Annotated in this window: 24 protein-coding genes; 16 read left to right on the forward strand and 8 right to left on the reverse strand. The window is 68.0% G+C overall.

The features are described 5' to 3' along the window. Positions 1 to 194 precede the first annotated feature (194 nt). Positions 195 to 761 carry a TetR/AcrR family transcriptional regulator gene (locus A5747_RS16970; protein WP_233148071.1) on the forward strand — a complete coding sequence of 189 codons (567 nt, stop codon included), beginning with the start codon at positions 195 to 197 and terminating at the stop codon, positions 759 to 761. A gap of 7 nt (positions 762 to 768) precedes the next feature. Continuing rightward, a complete protein-coding gene (locus A5747_RS16975) occupies positions 769 to 2,001 on the forward strand; it encodes a cytochrome P450 (protein ID WP_076126262.1) in 1,233 nt (410 codons plus the stop codon). Here A5747_RS16975 and A5747_RS16980 read toward each other — a convergent pair. Continuing rightward, positions 1,998 to 2,636: a class I SAM-dependent methyltransferase gene (locus tag A5747_RS16980; RefSeq protein WP_369805121.1), complete on the reverse strand. Its 639-nt coding sequence runs from the start codon at positions 2,634 to 2,636 to the stop codon at positions 1,998 to 2,000. The two genes, A5747_RS16975 and A5747_RS16980, sit on opposite strands and share 4 nt — an antisense overlap. Before the next feature lie 74 nt (positions 2,637 to 2,710). Here A5747_RS16980 and A5747_RS16985 point away from each other — a divergent pair, with 74 nt between their 5' ends. After that, complete coding sequence (locus A5747_RS16985) at positions 2,711 to 3,577, forward strand: AraC family transcriptional regulator (protein WP_076126266.1); 867 nt, start codon at positions 2,711 to 2,713, stop codon at positions 3,575 to 3,577. Here A5747_RS16985 and A5747_RS16990 read toward each other — a convergent pair. The 3 genes from A5747_RS16990 to A5747_RS17000 are packed head-to-tail and all read right to left on the reverse strand — an operon-like array spanning position 3,550 to position 6,067. Next, positions 3,550 to 4,428: an MBL fold metallo-hydrolase gene (locus A5747_RS16990; RefSeq protein WP_076126268.1), complete on the reverse strand. Its 879-nt coding sequence runs from the start codon at positions 4,426 to 4,428 to the stop codon at positions 3,550 to 3,552. The genes A5747_RS16985 and A5747_RS16990 overlap by 28 nt on opposite strands. After that, entirely contained in the window at positions 4,428 to 5,090 is a 663-nt protein-coding gene (locus tag A5747_RS16995) for an L-fuculose-phosphate aldolase (RefSeq protein WP_369805122.1), read from the reverse strand. Before A5747_RS16995 ends, A5747_RS16990 begins: the two co-directional genes overlap by 1 nt. Continuing rightward, a complete protein-coding gene (locus A5747_RS17000) occupies positions 5,087 to 6,067 on the reverse strand; it encodes an NAD(P)-dependent oxidoreductase (RefSeq protein ID WP_076126269.1) in 981 nt (326 codons plus the stop codon). The genes A5747_RS16995 and A5747_RS17000 overlap by 4 nt, the downstream gene beginning before the upstream one ends. A 30-nt stretch (positions 6,068 to 6,097) precedes the next feature. Between A5747_RS17000 and A5747_RS17005 the strand changes: the two genes are divergently transcribed. Both A5747_RS17005 and A5747_RS17010 read left to right on the forward strand, forming a co-directional pair. Next, the gene (locus A5747_RS17005) at positions 6,098 to 7,468 is read left to right on the forward strand and encodes an FGGY-family carbohydrate kinase (RefSeq protein WP_076126516.1); all 1,371 of its coding nucleotides are present in this window, start codon (positions 6,098 to 6,100) and stop codon (positions 7,466 to 7,468) included. Positions 7,469 to 7,477: 9 nt separating this feature from the next. After that, positions 7,478 to 8,143 carry a GNAT family N-acetyltransferase gene (locus tag A5747_RS17010; protein ID WP_076126271.1) on the forward strand — a complete coding sequence of 222 codons (666 nt, stop codon included), beginning with the start codon at positions 7,478 to 7,480 and terminating at the stop codon, positions 8,141 to 8,143. 6 nt (positions 8,144 to 8,149) lie between these two features. Here A5747_RS17010 and A5747_RS17015 read toward each other — a convergent pair whose 3' ends face one another. Further along, positions 8,150 to 9,067: a class I SAM-dependent methyltransferase gene (locus A5747_RS17015; protein WP_076126273.1), complete on the reverse strand. Its 918-nt coding sequence runs from the start codon at positions 9,065 to 9,067 to the stop codon at positions 8,150 to 8,152. A gap of 7 nt (positions 9,068 to 9,074) precedes the next feature. After that, positions 9,075 to 9,986 (reverse strand): class I SAM-dependent methyltransferase, encoded by a 912-nt coding sequence (locus tag A5747_RS17020; RefSeq protein ID WP_076126275.1) that lies wholly within the window; start codon positions 9,984 to 9,986, stop codon positions 9,075 to 9,077. A 186-nt stretch (positions 9,987 to 10,172) separates the two neighbouring features. Between A5747_RS17020 and secY the strand changes: the two genes are divergently transcribed. The 11 genes from secY to A5747_RS17075 all read left to right on the forward strand — a co-directional run bounded on the left by secY (position 10,173) and on the right by A5747_RS17075 (position 19,842). Next, the gene (gene secY, locus A5747_RS17025; RefSeq protein ID WP_076126277.1) at positions 10,173 to 11,498 is read left to right on the forward strand and encodes a preprotein translocase subunit SecY; all 1,326 of its coding nucleotides are present in this window, start codon (positions 10,173 to 10,175) and stop codon (positions 11,496 to 11,498) included. Beyond that, positions 11,495 to 12,040, forward strand: a complete 546-nt coding sequence (locus A5747_RS17030) for an adenylate kinase (RefSeq protein WP_076126279.1) — start codon at positions 11,495 to 11,497, stop codon at positions 12,038 to 12,040. The genes secY and A5747_RS17030 overlap by 4 nt, the downstream gene beginning before the upstream one ends. A 2-nt stretch (positions 12,041 to 12,042) precedes the next feature. Next, entirely contained in the window at positions 12,043 to 12,846 is an 804-nt protein-coding gene (map, locus tag A5747_RS17035) for a type I methionyl aminopeptidase (RefSeq protein ID WP_076126281.1), read from the forward strand. A 63-nt stretch (positions 12,847 to 12,909) separates the two neighbouring features. After that, positions 12,910 to 13,455, forward strand: a complete 546-nt coding sequence (locus A5747_RS17040) for a sigma-70 family RNA polymerase sigma factor (protein ID WP_076126283.1) — start codon at positions 12,910 to 12,912, stop codon at positions 13,453 to 13,455. A gap of 78 nt (positions 13,456 to 13,533) precedes the next feature. After that, entirely contained in the window at positions 13,534 to 14,289 is a 756-nt protein-coding gene (locus A5747_RS17045; protein WP_233148077.1) for an anti-sigma factor, read from the forward strand. Between the two features lie 49 nt (positions 14,290 to 14,338). Beyond that, complete coding sequence (locus A5747_RS17050) at positions 14,339 to 16,084, forward strand: thiamine pyrophosphate-binding protein (protein ID WP_076126287.1); 1,746 nt, start codon at positions 14,339 to 14,341, stop codon at positions 16,082 to 16,084. Then, a complete protein-coding gene (locus tag A5747_RS17055; RefSeq protein ID WP_076061587.1) occupies positions 16,065 to 16,712 on the forward strand; it encodes an SRPBCC family protein in 648 nt (215 codons plus the stop codon). Before A5747_RS17050 ends, A5747_RS17055 begins: the two co-directional genes overlap by 20 nt. A 7-nt stretch (positions 16,713 to 16,719) precedes the next feature. Continuing rightward, positions 16,720 to 17,739, forward strand: coding sequence for a 3-oxoacyl-ACP synthase III family protein (locus tag A5747_RS17060; RefSeq protein WP_076126289.1), 1,020 nt, complete (start codon positions 16,720 to 16,722; stop codon positions 17,737 to 17,739). After that, complete coding sequence (locus A5747_RS17065) at positions 17,739 to 18,785, forward strand: histidinol-phosphate transaminase (RefSeq protein ID WP_076126519.1); 1,047 nt, start codon at positions 17,739 to 17,741, stop codon at positions 18,783 to 18,785. Before A5747_RS17060 ends, A5747_RS17065 begins: the two co-directional genes overlap by 1 nt. Positions 18,786 to 18,793: 8 nt before the next feature. Continuing rightward, positions 18,794 to 19,291: a MarR family transcriptional regulator gene (locus tag A5747_RS17070; protein WP_076126291.1), complete on the forward strand. Its 498-nt coding sequence runs from the start codon at positions 18,794 to 18,796 to the stop codon at positions 19,289 to 19,291. A 2-nt stretch (positions 19,292 to 19,293) separates the two neighbouring features. Further along, on the forward strand, positions 19,294 to 19,842 hold the full coding sequence (locus A5747_RS17075; protein ID WP_076126293.1) for a TIGR03086 family metal-binding protein: 549 nt from the start codon (positions 19,294 to 19,296) through the stop codon (positions 19,840 to 19,842). A 15-nt stretch (positions 19,843 to 19,857) separates the two neighbouring features. On the opposite strand, the gene mmsB is transcribed toward A5747_RS17075, so the two are convergent. Both mmsB and A5747_RS17085 read right to left on the reverse strand, forming a co-directional pair. Beyond that, positions 19,858 to 20,733: a 3-hydroxyisobutyrate dehydrogenase gene (gene mmsB / locus A5747_RS17080; RefSeq protein ID WP_076126295.1), complete on the reverse strand. Its 876-nt coding sequence runs from the start codon at positions 20,731 to 20,733 to the stop codon at positions 19,858 to 19,860. Positions 20,734 to 20,745: 12 nt separating this feature from the next. Beyond that, positions 20,746 to 21,906: an acyl-CoA dehydrogenase family protein gene (locus A5747_RS17085; protein WP_076126298.1), complete on the reverse strand. Its 1,161-nt coding sequence runs from the start codon at positions 21,904 to 21,906 to the stop codon at positions 20,746 to 20,748. Between the last annotated feature and the right edge of the window lie 5 nt (positions 21,907 to 21,911).

A 21,911-nucleotide genomic window follows, 5' to 3' on the forward strand; every position in this document is an offset into this window, starting at 1 on the left:
TGAAGACTTTGGGACGCGCGCGGAGTAATCGCGCCTGGGCGGCATCGGGACTGGCACGCCCGCGTCGCAGCCCACTTTGTCCGCGCCGAGTGGTTCAGTGGTCAACCGGGGAGCCGTGCTTGACGAGCGGAGGCGAACATTGTTCTAATCTGAATACTGTTCGAAACCGAACGCTGTTCGAAAGGGGGCGTGTGGTGGCGGTGTCCAATGCGCCGGTGCTTCGCTACGGGGCCCTGGACCGGGCCCACCTGACGAAGCACTTGCTGCGCCTGGCGAAGCGCGTGGGCGTCAGCCGGGTCACGATGCGCGAGCTGGCAGCGGAGGCCGGCACGGCGGCCTCGTCGGTGTACTACCACGTTCGCGACAAGCGGGAACTGCTCGATCTGCTGATCGAAGCGGTGCTCGCACAGATCGAGGTTCCGGAGGAAGGCGACTGGGAAGCACGTTTGATCGCGCTCTATGCCAGCGCGTGGAAGGTGCTGGTCGGCGTGCCCGGGATCGCGGCTCTACTGCAGGAGCATCCGCACACCACCGCGGCCACCGCGATGGATCTCGCCTCTCGCGAAATTCTGCGCGAATCCGGCTTGACTGCCGAGCATTTCGAGGCGGCGCACGCGGCGTTGTACATCCACCTACTGGGATCCGTGCAACTCGAGCACAGGCGCCGCGCGGGTGGCGCGGCCCGAGGGGTCGACGACAAGGCGTTTATGTACGGATTGCGCCTCATCATGGCGGGCCTGCGCGGCGAGCTCGAAAAGTGAAGCGCACATGACAGACACGGCAATCGATCTCGCCGAGCCGTCAGTGTGGGCCTCGCGCTTTCCCGACGACATGTTCGCCGAGCTGCGCGCCAGCACACCGGTGTTTCATCAGCATCTCACCGACCGCGTCAGATCCACTGTGGGCCGCGAGTTTTGGGTGTGCACGAAACATGCCGATGTCGCGCGAGTGCACCGCGATCACGAGTCGTTTACGGCGACCCGCGGACCGCTGATTCAGGACGTAGCGCTGTTCGATGCCTATCCGGCGATCGTGAGCATGGACCCGCCGGATCACACGATTCGGCGCAAGGTCATTGCCCGCGCGTTCACCCGACGCGCGGTGGCCAAGTTGGAGGAAGGCATCCGGGCTCGGGCCAAGACGATGGCCGCCGCCCTGCGTGAGGCCGGCGGTGGTGAGTTCGTCGATCTGGCTGCGGGATTGCCAATCTCGGTGATCGGCGACATCGTCGGGATTCCCGATTCCGACCGCCCGCATGTATTCGGCTTGATCGATCGGGTGTTGAAGACTGCCGGCGCGCAGATGTCCGTGCCCGACGGGGATGACTTGCTCCCCTTCATGGAGCTGTTCCAGTACGCCAGCTCGCTGACCGCTCACAAGCGTGACCATCCCGTGGACGACATATGGAGTGCGTTGTGCACCACCGAGATCACGGAAGAATCGGGCGAGAGCTTCTTGCTGCCCTCCAATGAACTCGAAATCTTCTTCTTCATCCTCGGCTTGGCCGGCGCCGACACGACTCGAAACGCGCTGTGCGACGGCATGCGCGCCTTCGCGGCCAATCCGGACCAGATCGCCGTCTATCGATCCGACCCGGATGCGCGGCGGACGGCGGTCGAGGAGGTGATCCGTTATTCCACGCCGATCATGTTCTGGGTGCGTGGAGCAGCCATGAATGTCATGATCGGCGACGTCCTGATCCCCGAGGGTGCGCGCGTGGTCACGATGTTGCGCTCGGCCAACCGCGACGAAGACGTCTTCGAGGATCCATACCGGTTCGACATTCGCCGCGATCCCAACCCCCACCAGTCCTTCGGCGGGGGCGGCGCTCATCACTGTCTCGGTGCGATGCTTGCGCGGGCGGAAATCCGGGCCGCCCTCGACGAGATCTTGCTCAACACCGGCGCCATCGAAGTCGGGGAGCCAAGGATGACGCTCCCCGATCTCTGCAACAACATGACCGTATACGAATCGCTCCCGGTCAGTCTTGGCCAGCGCTAGGCAGGACGGGTCGCGCGATAGTAGGTGAGCTGTCCGACCACGCGTTGCCGATGCGTGGCGACTTCGGTGCAGTCGAAACCGGCACCGCGCAGCAGGCGCGGAATCGCGTCGCCGAGATTGGCGGCGGCGTGCGGACTACGCCTGATGAGCCGCGCCAGCACGCCGCCCTGGGCGGCCGTGTCGCCGCCGATATCGACCAGGTGCAGCCTGCCGCCCGGGCGCAGAACACGGAAGATCTCCTCCGCCGCAGCGGTTTTCGCGTCGTCACTCACATGGTGCAGCATCATCGACGACAGCACCCGGTCGAATTCCCCGTCGGAGTACGGCAGCCGCTCCGCATAGCCGCGCTCGAAGCGGATCCCGTTCGTCTTTCTCCGCGCCCGGTCAAGCGCCCGCGGGTCGGGGTCGCACCCAACCGCGTCCAAGTGAGGGTAGTCGCGTTTGGCCCGAATGATGAGATTGCCGGTGCCGCAGCCGATTTCCAGGACACGACGGCAGTCGGCGAGCTCGGCCTGCGCGATCAGAGACTCGTGGACCCTTTTCATGCCCAGCAGGCGTGAGATCAGGTCGTAGCAGGGCAGCAGCGCGTCGTGGCCGGCGGCGGGCAGGTAGTCATGTGGATGATGTTTCGTCACAGCATCCATGGTGAACCGGTGTACTGACCGAGAATTGGGCGATCATCGGTGAAAGTAGGACTATCTTTGGCTACATGACGCGGCCAGCTCGGATGGTTCGGCAGCGTGCGGGCGTGCCGATCTATGAGTACCGGACCGATCCGGATACGCCGCCGGTGTCGGTGGTGCGGTCGGGGCCCGAGGATTTCGTCGAGCGCGGTCGCCACATTCACGACTTTCCCGCGCTTTGGTACCTTCCCGCGGCCGGGCTGGTCCATGTGGCGGCCGCGGGTCAGGTGCTCGACCCGGAGCGGCTCGAGCATCGAGACGCCGGGGTCGCCGTGTTCTTCGACCCCGCCGCGCTGGGTGAAGACGCGCGATCGCCCTGGCCGGCGTGGCGGGCGCACCCGCTGCTGTTTCCGTTCCTGCACGGCCAGGTCGGCGGGATACTGCGCCTGGATGTTCCCGTGGCCCGGCGCGCGGCGTGGGATGCGGCGATCCGCTCGATCGAAGCCGAGCTGCTTGCGCGCCAGGACGGCTATCGGCAGGCGGCGCTGGCACATCTGACCCTGTTGCTTATCGACCTCGCGCGGCTGGCCGGGCCCGTGGTGGCCGAGCTGCGGCGCAGCGGCGAACCGCTGCTGGCCGAGGTGTTCGACGTCATCGACCGGCGTCATGCCGAGCCGTTGTCGCTGCGCGACGTCGCCGACGAACTCGGCATGACCCCGGGACACCTGACCACCGTGGTGCGCCGCCGCACCGGGCGCACGGTCGGGGAGTGGATCACCGAACGCCGGATGGCCACGGCTCGCGCGTTGCTCGCGGAAACCGACCTGCCGGTCGCGGAGGTCGCCAGGAGGGTCGGCCTGCCCGATCCCGGTTACTTCAGCCGGCTATTCGGCCGGGCGCACGGCGCCTCGCCCCGCGAATGGCGTCACAGGGATTCGATGTCCAGCCAGTAGTCGACATCGAAGCGATCCTCGACGGCGCGAATCGTCGCACCACCGCGGCCGGCATAGTGCGCGGGTATCACGGCGGCGTTCGCGCGGGCGGCCTCGGTGAATATCCGGCGACGGGTGACCGCGGCGGCGGGGGCGTCCACGTCGAAGGCGCAGGCGTCGTCGGGACGGCGCAGCTGCAGCGGGCTGTGGGTGAGATCCCCGACAAAAACCGCGGGCCGACCCGCGTCCAGCCAGAGCACCGACGAACCCGGCGTGTGGCCGGGCGCGGGCCGCAGCCGCAGCGACTCGCTGATCCGATAGTCATCCGACCATTGCACGATCTGCCCATCGACGGGCAAGACGCTGTCGGCGAACACGAGTTGATTGCCGGGCTCCTGGCCCGCGGGTCCGTCCGGCGAGAAGTGGTGGTAGTCGGCGGCCGGCACCAGGTACCGGGCGTTGGGAAACGTCGGCACCCAGGCGTCGTTCTCGCGCATGGTGTTCCAGCCGACGTGGTCGGAATGGATATGGGTGTTGACCACCACGTCCACCGCGCTGCGGTCGATGCCCGCCGACCGAAGCGCCGCCAGGAACCCGGTGTTCAGGTGGTCCAGGAACGGCATGTGCGGGCGCTCGCGGTCGTTGCCGACGCCGGTGTCCACGACGACGGTCAGCCCGTCGACCTCGATGACCCAGCTCTGGACCGCGGCGTGCCACTGATCGGTGTCGGGATCGAAGAAGTCCGGCACCAGCAGGTCGGCGTTGTCCCGCCACCCGGACGGCGGGGTCGCGGGGAAGAACCGGGTACCCAATTCGAGCGGAAGTTCCAGTACCCGCGCCACGCTCGCGCGGCCGAACCGGACCCGGCCCATCAGGCGTTGGCGCGCAGGTAGCCGTAGACCATCCCAAAGTTGCGGTTCACGTCCTCGGGGATATCCACCGGCCCACCGAGAGCCCTTGCGCCCCAGACGATTTGCGCGGTGCGCTCAACCAGCGCGGTGATGTGCATGACCTTGTCGGGGCGCGGTCCCACGGCCACCAGGCCATGATTGGCGATCAGCGCCGCGCCCCGGCCCTCGAGCGCCTTCACCGCATTGAGGCCCACTTCTGGTGTGCCGGACGCGGCGTATTCGCTGCACCGAACGTCGCCGCCGCAATAGACCGCGAACTCGTCGATGCAGGCGGGAATCGGCTCGTGGGCGATGGCGAACATCGTCGCCCAGACGGGATGGCTGTGAATGACGCTGCCGATGTCGTCGAAAGCCCGGTAGCAGGCCAGGTGCAGCTTCATCTCCGACGACGGCGCCCGGCCCTCCGCGGCCTTCAGCACGGCGCCCTCGGGATCGACGAGCACCAGGTCGTCGAGTTGCATGTCCCGGTAGTCGACAGACGACGGCGTGATGACGATGTTGCCGTCGGAGCGCCGGGCCGAGATGTTGCCGGCGGTTCCCTCGACCAGGCCCCGGCGCAGCATGTCCTTGGCGGCGTCCAGCACCGCGGTTTCCGGGTCGGCCACGTATTTCACGGATGTCATGGCCCTAGCACCTCCGGGTTGACGATATTGGCGGGTGTCTTGCCGGACAACAGCGCTTCCAGGTCGTCGGCAACCATCTGCGCCTGCCGAGCCTCAGTGTTCCACGTGGCACCCCCGATGTGCGGGGTCAAGACGACGTTGGGCATGGCCACCAGCGGGTGATCGGTCGGCAGCCATTCGCCGACGAAGTGATCCAGGCCGGCGGCGGCCACCTTGCCGGCGCGTAGGGCGTCGACGAGCGCGTCGGTGTCGTGCAGCTGAGCCCGCGCGGTGTTGAGGAAGACCACGCCGTCGCGCATGGCCGCGAACTGCTGGGCGCCGATCATCCCGGCCGTGTCGTCGGTGACCGGCGCGTGCAGCGAGACGACGTCGGCCTCACCCAGCAGTTCGTCCAGGCCGTGGCGGGCTTCGTCGTTGTACGGGTCGTAGGCGATGACCCGCATGCCCAGCCCGGCCAGCCGCCAGCGCAGCGCGCGGCCGACGGCACCGAGGCCTACCAGCCCGGCGGTGAGCCCGGCGATCTCCCAGCCGCGGAACCGCTGATACGGGATGATGCCGTCGCGAAACATGTTGCCGCCGCGGACATCCGCGTCGGCCGTCAGCAGGTGACGGGTGGCGGCCAGTAGCAGCGCCAGCGTCATCTCAGCGACCGCGTCGGCATTGCGCGCCGGGGTGTTCAGCACCGGGATCCCGGCGGCGGTGGCGCCCGGGACATCGACGTTGTTGGGGTCGCCGCGGGTGGACGCGACGGCGCGCAAGTCCAAGTCGAACACCGGGCCGCGGACCGAGTCGCTTTCCACCACAACCACATCGGCAGCCTCGGCGGTGATCCGCTCGGCCAGCTGCTCCGGGCCATAGATGCGCAGCGGGCTCTGGTCGATCCACGGGTCGTACACCACGTCGGCCAGCTCCCGCAGCTTGGCGAACCCCGGTCCACGCAGCGGGGCGGTCACCAAGGCGCGCGGTCTTGACGTCACGAACCCCAATGCTGGCGTACGGTGACGCCCGTGTCACGTGAAGGCCTGACAATCGGCATCGACGTGGGCAGCACCGCGGTCAAGGCGGTGGCCGCGGACGCCGACGGCCGGGTGGCGGCCCGGGTGCGGATTCCGCACGCCTTGCGGGTTCCGGCGCCCAACCGGCTGGAACACGACGCCGACGAGGCGTGGCGCCGGGGGCCTTCGGCCGCCCTTGCGCAGCTGGACCGTCCGGATGCGAGGGCGGTGGCGGTCGCGGCGATGGTCCCCTCGCTGACCGCAGTCGACGCCGCGGGCACGCCGCTGACACCGGGGCTGCTATACGGCGACGAGAGGGGCCGGGTGCCGGGCGCCGACCAACAGCCGCTGCCGGCGCTGGGCGAGGCCGCCGAGTTCCTGCGCTGGACGGCCGCCGAGGCCCCCGGCGCGGCCGGATACTGGCCGGCACCGGCGGTGGCCAACCACGCCCTGGCGGGCGAAGCGCTGATCGACGTCGCCACGGCGGCCACCGCCTTCCCCCTGTTCGACGGGACAGGCTGGGACCCGGCGGCATGCGCCGACCGCGGCGCGACCGTCGAGCAGATGCCCCGGGTGGAGACGATCGGAACGGCCGCCGGGCAGCTCCCCGGGACGGACGCCGTATTGGCGATCGGCGCCATCGACGCGCTGTGTGAACAGATCGTCGCCGGCGCCGACCGCGACGGCGACGTCCTCGTGCTGTGTGGCACCACCCTGATCGTGTGGAACACGATCCCCGAGTCACGGCAGGTGCCCGGCCTGTGGACCATCCCGCACACCGCCCCCGGCTTGAGCAAGATCGGCGGCGCCAGCAATGCCGGTGGGCTGTTTCTCGGCTGGGTCGATCGCCTCCTCGGGCCGGGTGACCCCGAGTCGGTCGACCCGCGCCGGGTGCCGGTGTGGTCGCCGTACATTCGCGGGGAGCGCACGCCGTTCCACGACCCGGACCGGCGCGCCGTGCTCGACGCCCTGGATCTCACCCACGACGCCGCCTCGCTGCGCCGGGCCGCATACGAGGCGTCGGGCTTCGTCGTTCGTCAGCTCATCGAGCTAAGCGGCGCGTCGGTATCGCGCATCGTCGCCACCGGCGGTGGTACCCGCCTACAGCCCTGGATGCAGGCCATCGCCGACGCCACCGGCCGGCCGGTCGAGGTGTCCGCGGTCGCCGAGGGCGCGGCGCTGGGAGCGGCTTTCCTCGCCCGCATCGCCGCCGGCCTGGAGACGACGATCGACGACGCGGCCCGCTGGGCCGCCACCGACCGCGTCGTCGACCCCGACCCCGCCTGGGTGGGGGCGGTCGAGGACCGCTATCGCCGGTTCCTGGAGCTGGGAAATCGGCGATCCGAGGCGATACCCCCGGCGACACCGCCGGGCGCGTTCTAGGCTTGTGCAATGACCGACCACGACCGCAAAGCCGCCCGCCGCGAGATCGCCGACGCCCTGTTGAACGCCCTCGAACGCAGGCATGAAATCGCCGACGTCGTGGTCGAGTCCGAGGACAAGGCGGCCGCGGTCGAGGCGATCGTCAAATTGCTCGACACGTCGCACGTGGCCGCCGAGGCGGTGATGAGCATGTCCTTCGACCAACTCACCATCAACTCGCGCAGGCAGATCCTCGCCGAACTCGAGGACCTGAACAAACAGCTGAGCTTCACGGTGGGCGAGCGGCCGGCCAGCTCGGGCGAGACCCTGCAGCTGCGGCCCTTTTCCGCCAAGCACGACCGCGACATCTTCGCCACCCGAACCGAGGACGTCGGCGCCGCCGGCGACGGCTCCGGCGGACCGGCGGGCAACCTCGACGACGAGATCCGCGCCGCGCTGCGACGTGTCGACGACGAAGAGGCAGCGTGGTTCGTGGCCGTCGATTCGGGGCAGAAGGTCGGCATGGTGTTCGGCGAGCTGGTCAACGGCGAGGTGAACGTGCGGATCTGGATCCACCCCGACCACCGGAAGAAGGGTTACGGCACCGCCGCGCTGCGCAAGTCGCGCTCGGAGATGGCGTGGTGTTTCCCCGCCGTTCCGCTGGTGGTCCGGACCCCGGCGGCCAAACCGGGCTAAGTCAGCCTAAGTCAGCTCTGCCGACACGTATCGGATATCGCCGAACGCGACCATCGATTGGTCCGGGAATTCAAAACCGTTGGCGGCGTAGAGTTCCTGCGTGCTGTGCACCGTCGCCCGCCAGCCGCGGTCGCCCAGGTAGTCGACCACGTCGTTGCGCTCGCCGGGATAGACCAAGTCGGCCCAGTTGAGGTTCAATCCGAGGCGCCGCCAGCGCTCGCTGATCTCCTGCCCCCGCCTTTCGATGCGTTCGCGAATGTTCGGCACGTAGCCGGTGCCCAGCCTGCTGCCCGCGGCGCTCAGCGCGGTGATGTTGTCGAACAAGCGGTCCTGCGCGTCCGGCGGCAGGTACCCCAGCAGGCCTTCGGCGATCCAGGCCGCGGGCCGCGTGGTGTCAAATCCGGTGTCGCGCAACGCCGCCGGCCAGTCGTCGCGCAGGTCGATCCCGACGGCCCTGCGGTCGGCGGTCGGGGCCGCGCCGAGGTCGGCCAGGGTGCGGGTCTTGAACTCGATCACCTTCGGCTGGTCGATCTCGTAGAGGACGGTGCCGGCCGGCCACGGCAGCCGGTAGGCGCGGGTGTCGAGGCCGGAAGCCAGGATGACGGCCTGGCGTATCCCGGCCTCGGCCGCCTCGATGAAGAAGGAGTCGAAGAACCGGGTGCGAACGGCCATCCCCTCACCGAGGCGGCGCGGGGTGAAGGCCGGATCGTCCTCGGCGACTTCGATTTCCCCGTTCATCATCCGGATGAAGGCGTCCACACCCACCGCGTTCACCAGAGGCTCGGCGAATGGATCGTCGATGAGCGGGTTCGGGCCCTTGGACGCCATCGCCCGCCGGGCTGCCACCGCGGTGGCGGTGGCTCCGACGCTGGACGCCAAATCCCAACTGTCGCCGTCGAATCGCTTGGTGTCGCTCTGTGTCATGGGCGTCCTAACCGAGGGTTGCGGTGACGCAGGTGATGTTGCGCAACTGCGCCAGCTCGTCGTCGTCCGGGAAGACGAGACCGTAATCGGCGAACATCTCCCGCCGTGGCCGCGAGTGCACCTGCCAGCCCCGACCGCTCAGGTACTCGATGACGTTGCTGCGCTCGCCGTCGAAGAACAGCCCGGACAGGTCGATGTCGCAGCCCAAATTGGCCCACCGGTGGTTGAATTCGGCGGCGCGATCGGACATCGCTATACCGGAGTCGGGATGGTATTCGGTGGCCAGCTTGCTTCCCGGCGCGGACATCGAGGTGATGTTGTCGAAGAGCCGGTCCTGGGCTTCGGGCGGCAGGTACATCAGCAGGCCCTCTGCGCTCCAGGAAGTCGGCTGCGTGACGTCAAACCCGCTGGCGCGCAACGCCTCCGGCCAGTCTTCTCGCAGGTCGATGCTGACGGTTCGCCGGTCCGCGGACGGCGCGGCGCCCAGGGCCGCCATCGTGGCGCTCTTGAATTCGATGACCTGGGGCTGATCGACCTCGTACACCACGCTGCCGGGCGGCCAGGACAGCCGATAGGCGCGGGCGTCCAGGCCGGCGGCCAGGATCACCGATTGGCGAACCCCGTCGCGGGCCGCGTTCAGGAAGAAGTCGTCGAAGAAGCGGGTGCGCACCGCGATCGAATCGGTCTCGAGCGCCAGGTCGCGTTCGCCGCCGTCGGGCTTTTCGGTGGAGACGATTTCACCGTCGACCAGGCGGCGGAAGAAATCGAGCCCGACCGCGCGCACCAGCGGCGCGGCGTACGGGTCGTTGATGATCGGGTCGGTTCCGCCACTGGCCAGCGCCCGCGCCGCGGCGACCATCGTCGCGGTGGCACCCACGCTGGAGGCCAGGTCCCAGCTGTCTTGATCGGTCCGTGTCATCGCGCTCCCCACTTATTTAGCAAATGCAACGAGCCACCAGAACTCTACGCCTTGCGGGGCCTACGCAAGTCAGCTGTTAGTCTCGTACACGATTTGACGCGCTGGAGATATAGGACGGCCGTACGTCCTGGCCTGCGGGTGTTGGGCGCGTGACGGAGGGCCACCCACGGCTGCGCAGGAGGAAGAGTGCTTTCGGCTTTCATCTCATCGCTGCGGACAGTCGACCTGAGACGGAAGATTCTCTTCACTCTTGGCATCGTCGTCCTTTATCGGCTCGGCGCCGCACTGCCGTCGCCCGGCGTCAACTTCCCGAACGTGCAGCAGTGCATCAAAGAGGCCAGCGGCGGCGAAGCGGGACAGATCTACTCGCTGATCAACCTGTTCTCCGGCGGCGCGCTGCTCAAACTCACCGTGTTCGCGGTCGGGGTGATGCCGTACATCACGGCCAGCATCATCGTGCAGCTGCTCACCGTGGTCATCCCGCGGTTCGAGGAACTGCGCAAGGAGGGCCAGTCCGGCCAGGCCAAGATGACGCAGTACACCCGCTATCTGGCCATCGCGCTGGCCGTCCTGCAGGCCACCAGCATCGTGGCCCTGGCGGCCAACGGCGGGCTGCTGCAGGGCTGCTCGCTGGACATCATCGCCGATCAGAGCATTTTCACGCTGGTCGTCATCGTGCTGGTGATGACGGGCGGCGCGGCGCTGGTGATGTGGATGGGCGAGCTGATCACCGAACGTGGCATCGGCAACGGCATGTCCCTGCTGATCTTCGTCGGTATCGCCGCGCGCATTCCCTCCGAGGGCAAAACCATCCTGGACAGCCGCGGCGGCGTCATCTTCGCCGCCGTGTGCGTGGCCGCGCTGATCATCATCGTCGGCGTGGTGTTCGTCGAGCAGGGCCAGCGCCGCATCCCGGTGCAATACGCAAAGCGCATGGTGGGGCGGCGCATGTACGGCGGAACGTCGACGTATCTGCCGCTCAAGGTCAACCAGGCCGGCGTCATTCCGGTCATCTTCGCGTCGTCGCTCATCTACATACCGCACCTGATCACCCAGCTGATCCGCAGTGGCAGTGGCGGCATGGGCAATAGCTGGTGGGACAAGTTCGTCGGCAGCTACCTGTCCGACCCGAGCGACCCGGTCTACATCGGCATCTATTTCGGGCTGATCATCTTCTTCACGTACTTCTACGTCTCGGTCACCTTCAATCCCGACGAGCGCGCCGACGAGATGAAGAAATTCGGCGGCTTCATTCCGGGCATCCGGCCGGGCAAGCCGACCGCCGATTACCTGCGTTATGTGCTGAGCCGGATCACCCTGCCCGGCTCGATCTACCTGGGCGCGATCTCGGTGCTGCCGAACCTGTTCCTGCAGATCGGCAATGGCGGAGCGGTCCAGAACTTGCCCTTCGGCGGTACGGCGGTTCTGATCATGATTGGCGTCGGTTTGGATACGGTCAAACAAATCGAGAGTCAACTCATGCAGCGCAACTACGAAGGGTTCCTCAAGTGAGAGTCGTTTTGCTGGGACCGCCGGGCGCGGGCAAGGGGACGCAGGCAGGACGGCTCGCCGAGAAGCTCGGGATCCCGCAAATCTCCACGGGCGAGTTGTTTCGCCGCAACATCGAGGACGGCACCAAACTCGGCCTGGAAGCCAAGCGCTATCTGGACGCCGGTGACCTGGTGCCCTCCGACCTCACGAACCAGCTCGTCGACGACCGGCTGGACGATGCGGATGCGGCCAACGGTTTCATCCTGGACGGGTATCCGCGCTCGCTCGAGCAGGCCAAAGCGCTGCATGAAATGCTCGGACGCCGTGGCACCGACATCGACGCGGTGCTGGAGTTCCGGGTGTCGCAGGAGGAGTTGTTCCAGCGGCTCAAGGGCCGGGGCCGAGCCGACGACACCGACGACGTCATCGTCAATCGGATGAACGTCTACCGCGACGAGACCGCCCCGTTGCTGGAGTACTACAGCGACCAGTTGAAGACCGTCGACGCCGTGGGCTCGATGGACGAGGTGTTCGCCCGCGCGCTGCAAGCGCTGGGCAAGTAGCGATGAGCCCGCTGGCACGGCTGCGGGGTCGCAGGGTCGTGCCGCAGCGCAGTGCGGCGGAACTCGACGCGATGGCCGCCGCAGGCGCCGTGGTCGCGGCCGCGCTGGACGCCGTGCGCGCGGCGGCTGTCGTGGGGGCGTCGACGCTAAGCCTGGACCAGATCGCGGAGTCGGTGATCCGCGAGGCCGGCGCGATCCCGTCGTTCCTGGGCTATCACGGGTACCCGGCGTCGATCTGCGCGTCGGTCAACGATCGGGTGGTGCACGGCATCCCGTCCGCCGCGGAAACGCTGGCGCCCGGGGATCTGGTATCCATCGACTGCGGCGCGGTCCTGGACGGTTGGCATGGTGACGCGGCGATCACCTTCGGGGTGGGCGCGCTGGATCCGGCCGACGACGCGCTGTGCGCGGCCACCAGGGAATCGCTGGAAGCCGGCATCGCGGCGATGGTGGCGGGGAACCGCCTGACCGACGTCTCGTTTGCCATCGAGACCGGCACCCATGCCGCCGAGGCTCGCTACGGCCGCGCATTCGGGATCGTGGAGGGGTACGGGGGCCACGGCATCGGCCGGCACATGCACATGGACCCGTTCCTGCCCAACGAGGGCTCACCGGGTCGGGGCCCGCTACTGGCCCCCGGATCGGTGCTGGCCATCGAACCCATGCTGACGCTTGGCACGGGCAAAACCTCCGTGTTGGACGACCAATGGACGGTCACTACCACCGACGGCTCACGGGCGGCACATTGGGAACACACCGTCGCGGTGACGGAGACCGGGCCGCGCATTCTGACGCTCGCGTCCTGACCCCCGACGCTTTAGTGAACTAAATACCTGCTCGACTCGTTCCAGTTGGCAGGAGGTGATCGAGTGGCTCGGGTTGCCGGCACTTGGAGGGCGTCCGGGTCTGCCGAAGCCGCTCTGATGAAGGCGCTCTACGACGAACATGCCGCAGTCTTGTGGCGCTATGCGCTGCGCCTGACCGGAGACCCGAGCCAATCGGAAGACGTGGTCCAAGAGACATTGTTGCGGGCGTGGCAACACCCCGAAGTCATCGGCGACACCGACAGGTCGGCGCGGGCATGGCTGTTCACCGTGGCCCGCAACATGATCATCGACGACCGGCGCAGTGCGCGGTACCGCAACGTGGTCGGTTCGCTGGACGAGGCGGGCGCGCCGGAGCAATCCACGCCCGACGAGGTGAACGCGGCGCTGGATCGGCTGCTGATCGCCGACGCCATGGTGCAACTATCCGCGGAGCACCGGGCCGTCATCGAGCGTTCCTACTACCGCGGATGGACCACCGCGCAGATTGCTGCGGATCTCGAGATCGCGGAAGGAACAGTGAAGTCGCGACTACACTATGCCGTACGGGCATTGCGGCTCACTCTGCAGGAACTTGGAGTCACGCGATGACGGCCCGGGGTTGTGTTCGAGGATCCATCCGGGCGGTCGTCGGCTCCGAATACTTGAGGGTGACGGGAGATGGATGACATGAGGACGCCGCAATGGGGCATCGGCCCGCCCGGTGACAACGAGGTACTTGGCTTGACTATCGAAGACAGCCACCGTTACGCGATGTGGGATGCCGCATACGTGCTGGGGTCGTTGTCTGCCGTCGACCGCCGCGAATTCGAGGCGCACATGGCCGGCTGCCCGGCGTGCCGCGAGGCGGTCGCCGAACTCAGCGGCGTGCCCGCCCTGCTCTCGCAACTCGACCATGACGAGGTGGCCGCGATCGGCGAATCCGGCCCCGCCCAAGCGGCCCCGCCGGAGATGTCGCCGGAACTGTTGCCGTCGTTGCTGGCAACGGTGCGCTGGCGCCGCCGCCGTACCCGCGTGACCACCTGGGTGGCCTCGTCCGCTGCGGCCGCCGTGTTGGGGGTCGGGGTGCTGGTCGGCGTGCAGGGGCATTTCTCGACGCCGCCGCAACAGGTCGCGTCCGCGCAGGACATGTCGCAGGTCGGCACCACCCTGCTGACCTCCACGGTGTCGCTGTCCAGCCAGCACTGGGGGACATTCATCAACCTGAAGTGCGTCTGCCTCGCACCGATTTATGCGCACCACGACACGCTCGCGATGGTCGTGGTCGGTCGCGACGGCAGCCAGACGCGGCTGGCGACCTGGGTGGCCGAACCGGGCCACACCGCCACGCCCGCGGGCAGCATCTCGACGCCGATCGACCAGATCGCCGCCGTGCAGGTGGTATCCGCCGATACCGGACAGGTCTTGCTGCAGCGCTCGCTCTAAACTTCGCACCCGCGGTGAACTGAAGTTACCCGCGAGTCGTGTTACACACATGCCTCGGGAGCAGCGCGTGGTCGACCACGTCGTCGAGCGTCTCGCGTCCATCGGAGTCGACCACATCTTCGGCGTGGATGGTGCCAACATCGAGGATCTCTACGACGCCGCGCATTTCCGTACAGACATCACGGCGATTTTGGCCAAGCACGAATTCTCCGCGGCCACCATGGCCGATGGCTACAGCCGCAGCGGGGCCGGACTGGGTGTGGTCGCGGCAACCTCGGGCGGCGGCGCGCTGAACCTGGTTGCGGCCCTCGGGGAGTCGCTGACAAGCCGCGTTCCCGTGTTGGCGTTGGTCGGCCAAACCGCCACGACGATGGACGGCCGGGGCAGTTTTCAGGACACCAGCGGCAGCAACGGTTCGCTGGACGCCGAGGCGGTGTTTTCCGCGGTGTCGCTGTGGTGCCGGCGGGTGCTCTCGCCGGCCGACATCGCGCCCGCGCTGTCGGAGGCCATTGCCGCGGCACGCACCGGCGGCCCGGCAGTGTTGTTGTTGCCCAAGGATATTCAGCAGGGATACGTCGACATTGATGGTGACGGCGCCAATGCAGCCCGTGAGCTGCGTCCCATCGGCAATCCGGCTCCGATCGTTCCGGTGCTACGCGACGCTGAGGGCCCGGTCACCATCATCGCGGGCGAGCAGGTCGCCCGCGATAACGCCCGCGCCGAGCTCGAAGCGCTGCGTGCGGTGTTGCGGGCGCGGGTGGCCACCGTGCCCGACGCCAAGGACGTCGCGGGCACGCCGGGCCTCGGGTCCTCGTCGTCGCTCGGCGTGACCGGCGTGATGGGCCACCCGGGCGTGGCCGAAGCGGTGGCGGCGAGCGCCGTCTGCCTCGTGGTCGGCACCCGGCTGTCGGTCACCGCGCGGACCGGACTGGACGATGCGCTGGCCGCGGTGCGGACGGTCTCGATCGGGTCCGCGCCGCCGTATGTTTCGTGCACTCACGTGCACACCGAGGACCTGCGCGGCTCGCTGCGCATGCTCACCCAGGCGCTGACGGGGCGGGGACGACCGACGGGCGTGCGGGTGCCCGATGTGGTGCGGCGCACCGAGCTGACGCCGCCTCCCTGCGAGGGCGATGGTGTGCGCTACCGCGACGCCATGGCGGTGCTGGACCATGCGCTGCCCGACGGGACGGACATCGTGGTCGACGCCGGCAACACCGGCGCGGCGGCGATCCATTACCTCGGTGCGCGCCGCGGCGGCAGGTTCGCGGTCGCGCTCGGCATGGGCGGCATGGGATACAGCTTTGGGGCCGGCATCGGGATGGCGTTCGGGCGAGCCACGAGTGGACGGTCCCGGGGCCGCACCGTGGTGATCGCGGGCGATGGGGCGTTCTTCATGCACGGCATGGAGGTGCACACCGCCGTGCAGTACCGGCTGCCCGTGACGTTCGTGCTGTTCAACAACAACGCCCACGCCATGTGCGTGACTCGCGAGCAGCTGTTCTACGACGATCTCTACAGCTACAACCGATTCCGTCCCAGCCGGCTCGGCGCGGGCCTGGCCGCCATGTTCCCGGGCCTGACATCCGTTGACGCCACCGATCTGGGCGGGTTCGCCGCCGCGATGCGCGTGGCCCTGGACGCCGACGGGCCGGCGGTGGTCAGCGTCGAGTGCGCCGCCGACGAAATCCCTCCGTTCGCACCGTTCCTCGCCCAGGCGCCGACCAAAGCCACTGCCCCAGAAAAGATTCCAACCTCGAAGGAGAACCGAACCGATGTCGCTGCCAGCGCTTGAGGACATTCCGACACCCATCGACGGGGTCGTCCGCATCGAAACCAGCCCCAGGGAAAAGGCCACACCGATCATCATGGAGATGATGCGTTCGGTCTACCCGCACGACCAGGTGTTCGGCGAATACTGCACCGTCAACGATTACATCGACTGCCCGCCCGACGAGCTGTTCGAGTACATGTCCGACACGCGCAGCCTCGAGGAGTGGACGTACAGCCTGCGCGGCTTCACCACCACCGACGAGCCGGGCCTGTGGCTGGCCCACGACCGGCTCGGCTCGGAAACCGAGATCTACACCCGCACCGTCGTCAACGAGCAGGCGCGGACCGTCGACTACCACTGCGCCTGGGATCAGGGCAAGCACCTGTGGATGATCTATCTGATGCGCGTCATCGACGCTCAGGTGGTGCTCGACAAGCCGGGTTCGGTTGTGCTGTGGACCAATTGCCATCATCCGTTCTACGACCACAACCCGTATCCGGAGACCGCGCCGCCCGGGCGCCCGGTGTGGGTCGGTGACTTCTGGGACATGTTCGGCGCCGGCCACCTGCTGGAGATGAAGAACCTCAAGGCAATCGCCGAGTACCGCCACCGCAACGGCCTGCCGGTCACCCCGAAATGGATGAGCTGAGGACACCGTGAGCCAGCCCGCCGTCAGCCTGATCGACGTCTCCACCTATCTGCCGGGTGAGCCGATCGGCGCCGAGTACTACGCGCAATTCGCCGAATCCGATGACCTGCGCGACAACGTCATGTTCCGCGCCCCGAAGTACCGCCATCACGTCGCGCCGGACGAGACCGCGATCGACATGATCGAACGAGCCGCGCAGGGGCTGATCGAACGCCATGGCCACGACGCCGTCGAAGGCGTGGACGTGTTGATCACCCACACCCAGGTGCCGGACATGGCCTTCTACGGCGAAGGGGGCGGCATCGCTCACCGGCTTGGCCTGCGACCCTCCTGGGTGCTGGACCTGAACAACGGCGGTTGTGCCGCATTTGTGTTGGCGCTCAACGTGGCTCGTAAGCTGCTGTCGACCGGCGAGGGTCACAGCGCGCTGATCGCCATCGCGCAGAACGCGGCCGGTCAGTTCTTCGATCAACCGACGATCAGGCGCAAGGCGCAGTCGGCGGTGCCGGGTGACGGCGCGGCTGTCGGGTTGGTCACGGTCGGTGACGACTCGCCCATCCTTGACGTCGAGTGCCGCACCTACGGCGAATACGCGGGCGAGATGACGCTCTCCTACGACCCGCCCCGCAAGTGGTGGGCGGCCGGGCTCGGCGAGGGCAGCATCGGGTTCACCGAAAACAAGATCACCAAGGTGCTCGCCCGGGGTAACCGGCAGGTTCCCGAGGTCGCGCTGGCGGTCTGCGACCGAATCGGCCTGCCCGCCAAGGAAATCGACCTGCTGGTGACCAACCAACCGAACCGGGCGTTCCTGCGCAACTGGCGCGAAGCGCTCGAGTTGCCCAAGGAACGTCACCGCGACACCTTCGAAGAGTGCGGCAACCTGTTCGGCGCCGGGATCCCGGTGAACCTCGACCGCGCGATATCGGACGGACAGGTCCGGGCGGGCGACGTGGTGATGATGGCGGGCTTCGCGCACGCCGGTGATTTCGCCGGCGCGGCCGCGGTGCGGTGGGGCGGACGAGGCTGATGGTCGCGGGCCCCCTGGCGGTCGAGTTCGACGACGCGTTTCCCGACGCGATCGATCCGCATGCGTTGTCGCTGAACGAAAACCCGTTTCCACCGCTGCCGGCGGTGCGGTCGGTATTGATCCGCTCCATCGATGCGGCCAACCGCTATCCGGAGTTTCTGCCCGAGCGGTTGCGCAACCTGATCGCCGGGCGCATCGGCGTGCCCGCCGACCAGGTGGTGCTGGGCGCCGGGGCGACCGGGGTGGTGCTGCAGGCGTTGCAGGCGCTGACCGCGCCGGGGGACGCGATCGCCATGTCGACGCCGACCTTCGACGGCTATCCGATCATCGCCGAGATGACGCGGCTGCGGTCGGTGACCGTCGCGCTCGATGAGCACGGTCATAACGACCTCGACGGGCTGGCCGACGCCGCCGCGGCCGCGCGGGTGGTGGTGGTGTGCCGGCCGCACAACCCGACGGGCACGCTCGAGCCGGCGGCCCAGCTGTTCCGATTCCTGCGCCGCGTGCCACGCGATACCGCCGTGGTGCTCGACGAGGCGTACATCGAGTTCGCCGCGGCCGAGCACCGCATCGATGTGGCGGCGCTGGTTCGGCGCTTCCCGAACGTCGTGGTGGTACGGACCTTCTCCAAGGCCTACGGGCTGGCCGGCCTGCGGATCGGTTACGGTCTGGCCTCCGGCGAGCTGGCCCGCATGCTGTGGTCCCAGCAGCTGCCGTTCGGCATCGCGATGACCAGCCTGCCCGCGGTCGCGGCGTCCTACCACGCCGAAGGCCAACTGCTGCAACGGATCCGATCGATAACCGCCGAGCGTCGCTACCTCCGGATGCGCCTGAGCGCCCTGGGGATATACACCACCGACGCCCACGCCAACTTCGTGTACCTGCCGTCGAGGGGTCGGCTGTGGCGCGAGGCGTTCGCCGACAGCGGACTGCAGGTTCGCTGTTACGCGGACGGCGGCGCACGCGTCACCGTGGGCAACCGGGCGTCGACACAGGCGGTGCTGTCCGCGGTGGGAAAGTCCACGCCGGGGCTCCAAGTGCGGTAAGAAAGGGCGTGGCCGCCTCCAAACGGGATCCGATCGCGGCGGCACGCGCCAACTGGGAGCGTGCCGGGTGGGGCGATGTTTCGCAGGGGATGGTCGCGGTGACGTCGGTGATGCGCGCCCATCAGATCCTGCTGGCTCGCGTCGAGAGCGCGCTGCGCCCCTATGACTTGAGCTTCTCCCGTTTCGAGTTGCTGCGGTTGCTGGCTTTCAGCCGCACCGGCGCGCTGCCGATCACCAAGGCGTCCGACCGGCTGCAGGTTCACGTCACCAGCGTGACCCATGCCATCCGCCGGCTGGAGGCCGATGGGCTGGTTCAGCGGGTGCCGCACCCCACCGACGGCCGGACGACCCTGGTGCAGATCACCGATCTCGGCCGCTCCACCGTCGAGGACGCCACCGTCACCCTCAACGAGCAGGTGTTCGCCGACATCGGGATGAAGGCCGACGAATCGCAGGCGTTGGTGTCGTCCATTGAAAGTCTGCGGCGCAACGCGGGAGACTTCTAGGCATGGACGCACTCACTGCTCACCAGCGCGCTCAGGACGCGTTCGCCCGCGTCCTCGCCAACGTCAGCCCCGACCAGCTGGGCGCCCCGACGCCCTGCTCGGAGTGGGCGATCGGGGATCTGATCGAACACGTCATCGGCGGTAACGAGCACGTTGGGCTCTGGGCGGAGACCCCCATTGAGCCGCCGGCCCGGCCCGACGACCTCGCGGCGGCGCACCGGGGGTCCGCCGCCGCGGCACAGGCCGTCTTCGCTGGTCCGGACGGGATGTCCATGATGTTCAAGCTGCCATTCGCCGAGATCCCCGGACAAATGTTCATCGGACTGCGCACCAGCGACGTGCTGACCCACGCGTGGGACCTCGCGACCGCCACCGGGCAGCCGACGGATCTCGATCCGGAATTGGCGGCCGAGCAACTCGCCGCGGTGCGGGCGTTCGTCGGGCCCCAGTTCCGCGGGCGGGGCAAGCCCTTCGCCGAGGAGCAGCCGTGTGCACCCGAGCGTGTGACCGCGGATCAACTCGCCGCGTTTTTGGGCCGAAAGGTCCAGTGACGCACCGTTTCTGGCTCAGCCGCCCCGCAGCACCTCGATCACCGCGCTGAAGTCTTCGTCGGCATGGTCGGCGGCGAACTTCGCGTAGATCTCCGCGGCGTGAGTGCCCAGCGGCGCCGACGAGCCGGTTGACGTCACCGCGTCCATCGCCAGGCCCAGGTCCTTGTTCATCAGCGCGGTCGCGAATCCCGGCTTGAAGTCGTTGTTGGCCGGCGATGTCGGAACCGGGCCCGGCACCGGGCAATTGGTGTGCACGGCCCAGCAGTTCCCGGTCGCGCCGGTGATCACGTCGAACAACGCCTGCGCCGACAGCCCGAGCTTCTCGGCCAGCACGAATGCCTCGCCGATCGCGATCTGCTCCACCGCCAGCACCATGTTGTTGCACACCTTGGCCGCCTGCCCGGCCCCGGCCGCACCGCAGTGGATGACCTTGCCCGCCATCGGTTCCAGCACCGGCCGCGCTCGCTCCAGCGCGGACTCGTCGCCCCCGACCATGAACGCCAGCGTCCCGGCGACGGCGCCCTTGACCCCGCCGGAGACCGGTGCGTCCAGCTGCGAAACCCCCTGCGATTCCGCGAGCGAGTGCACCTCGCGGGCGTCGTTGACCGAGATCGTTGAGCTGTCGATGAACAGCGCGCCGGCCCGCGCGGTGGGCAACACGTCGACGTAGCAGCGCTTGACCAACTCGCCGTTGGGCAGCATGGTGATCACCACGTCGGCCGCGGCGACCGCCTCGGCGGCGCTGTCGAATATGGTGACGCCACCCGCGGCTCCGGCTGCTGCCGCCGCCGGCACCGGATCGAACCCGCGCACGATGTGTCCGGCGGCAACCAGATTCGCCGACATCGGCGCGCCCATGTTGCCCAGTCCCAAGAACGCGATCGCCGACATTGGCTCCCTCTCCTACACGCCGGCCCGGAACCGCGCGGCCTCGGCCCGCCCGATGACGACCCGCATTATTTCGTTGGTCCCTTCCAGGATTCGATGCACCCGCAGATCGCGGACGATCTTTTCCAGACCATACTCGCGCAGGTAGCCATAGCCGCCGTGCAGCTGCAGGGCTTTGTCCGCAACCTCGAAGCAGGTATCGGTGACATAGCGTTTGGCCATCGCGCACAGCTCGACCTTGTCGGCGTCGTCGGCGTCCAACGCAGCCGCCGCGCGCCACAACAACATTCGCGAGGTCTCCAGCCCAGTGGCCATGTCGGCCAGGGTGAACCGGATCGTGGGCTCGTCGAGCAGGGGAGAGCCGAACGCCTGCCGCTCGCGCACATAGGCTCCCGCTTTGTCGAAGGCGGACTGCGCGCCGCCCAGCGAGCAGGCCGCGATGTTGAGCCGACCACCGTTGAGACCGTTCATCGCGATGCCGAAGCCGGCACCCTCGCCATCCGCGCCGCCCAGCATCGCGTCGGCGGGGACCCGCACACCCTCGAAGATCACCTGCGCGGTGGGTTGCGCGTGCCAGCCCATCTTCTCCTCGGGCGAGCCGAAACTCAGCCCCGGCGTGTCCTTTTCGACGATGAAGGCCGAGATGCCGCGCGGGCCGTCGCCGCCGGTGCGGGCCATCACGACGTACACGTCGGAGGCTCCGGCGCCGGAAATGAACTGCTTGACCCCGTCGAGCACGTAGTCGCCACCCTGCCTGACGGCGCGCGTGCTCAGGGCGCCGGCGTCCGACCCCGCGTTCGGCTCGGTCAGGCAGTAGCTGGCGATGACGTCCATCGGCGCCAACCGCGGAATCCATTCCTTCCGTTGCTCGTCGGTGCCGAACGTGTCGATCATCCACGCGCACATGTTGTGGATGGACATGAACGCGGCCGTCGTAGGGTCGGCAATCGCCAACTGCTCGAAGATCCGAACCCCGTCGAGCCGGCGCAGCCCGCTGCCGCCGACGTCATCGCGGCAATAGATCGCCGCCATGCCGAGCTCGGCGGCCTCGCGCAACACGTCCGTCGGAAAATGCTTGGTGGTATCCCATTCCAGAGCGTGCGGGGCGAGGCATTTGGCGGCGAACGCGGCCGCCGTCTCGGTGATGACGCGTTCGTCATCGTTCAGAGTGAACATGATGC

The organism is Mycobacterium sp. IS-836, assembly GCF_001954275.1.
Taxonomy (GTDB): Bacteria; Actinomycetota; Actinomycetes; order Mycobacteriales; family Mycobacteriaceae; genus Mycobacterium.

Coding starts and splice junctions, on each gene's coding strand:
- A5747_RS16975 (WP_076126262.1), top strand. CDS start 769: ATGACAGACACGGCAATCGATCTCGCCGAGCCGTCAGTGTGGGCCTCG.
- A5747_RS16985 (WP_076126266.1), top strand. CDS start 2,711: ATGACGCGGCCAGCTCGGATGGTTCGGCAGCGTGCGGGCGTGCCGATC.
- A5747_RS16990 (WP_076126268.1), bottom strand. CDS start 4,428: ATGGGCCGGGTCCGGTTCGGCCGCGCGAGCGTGGCGCGGGTACTGGAA.
- A5747_RS16995 (WP_369805122.1), bottom strand. CDS start 5,090: ATGACATCCGTGAAATACGTGGCCGACCCGGAAACCGCGGTGCTGGAC.
- A5747_RS17010 (WP_076126271.1), top strand. CDS start 7,478: ATGACCGACCACGACCGCAAAGCCGCCCGCCGCGAGATCGCCGACGCC.
- A5747_RS17015 (WP_076126273.1), bottom strand. CDS start 9,067: ATGACACAGAGCGACACCAAGCGATTCGACGGCGACAGTTGGGATTTG.
- A5747_RS17020 (WP_076126275.1), bottom strand. CDS start 9,986: ATGACACGGACCGATCAAGACAGCTGGGACCTGGCCTCCAGCGTGGGT.
- map (WP_076126281.1), top strand. CDS start 12,043: ATGAGCCCGCTGGCACGGCTGCGGGGTCGCAGGGTCGTGCCGCAGCGC.
- A5747_RS17045 (WP_233148077.1), top strand. CDS start 13,534: ATGAGGACGCCGCAATGGGGCATCGGCCCGCCCGGTGACAACGAGGTA.
- A5747_RS17050 (WP_076126287.1), top strand. CDS start 14,339: ATGCCTCGGGAGCAGCGCGTGGTCGACCACGTCGTCGAGCGTCTCGCG.
- A5747_RS17055 (WP_076061587.1), top strand. CDS start 16,065: ATGTCGCTGCCAGCGCTTGAGGACATTCCGACACCCATCGACGGGGTC.
- A5747_RS17065 (WP_076126519.1), top strand. CDS start 17,739: ATGGTCGCGGGCCCCCTGGCGGTCGAGTTCGACGACGCGTTTCCCGAC.
- A5747_RS17075 (WP_076126293.1), top strand. CDS start 19,294: ATGGACGCACTCACTGCTCACCAGCGCGCTCAGGACGCGTTCGCCCGC.
- mmsB (WP_076126295.1), bottom strand. CDS start 20,733: ATGTCGGCGATCGCGTTCTTGGGACTGGGCAACATGGGCGCGCCGATG.
- A5747_RS17085 (WP_076126298.1), bottom strand. CDS start 21,906: ATGTTCACTCTGAACGATGACGAACGCGTCATCACCGAGACGGCGGCC.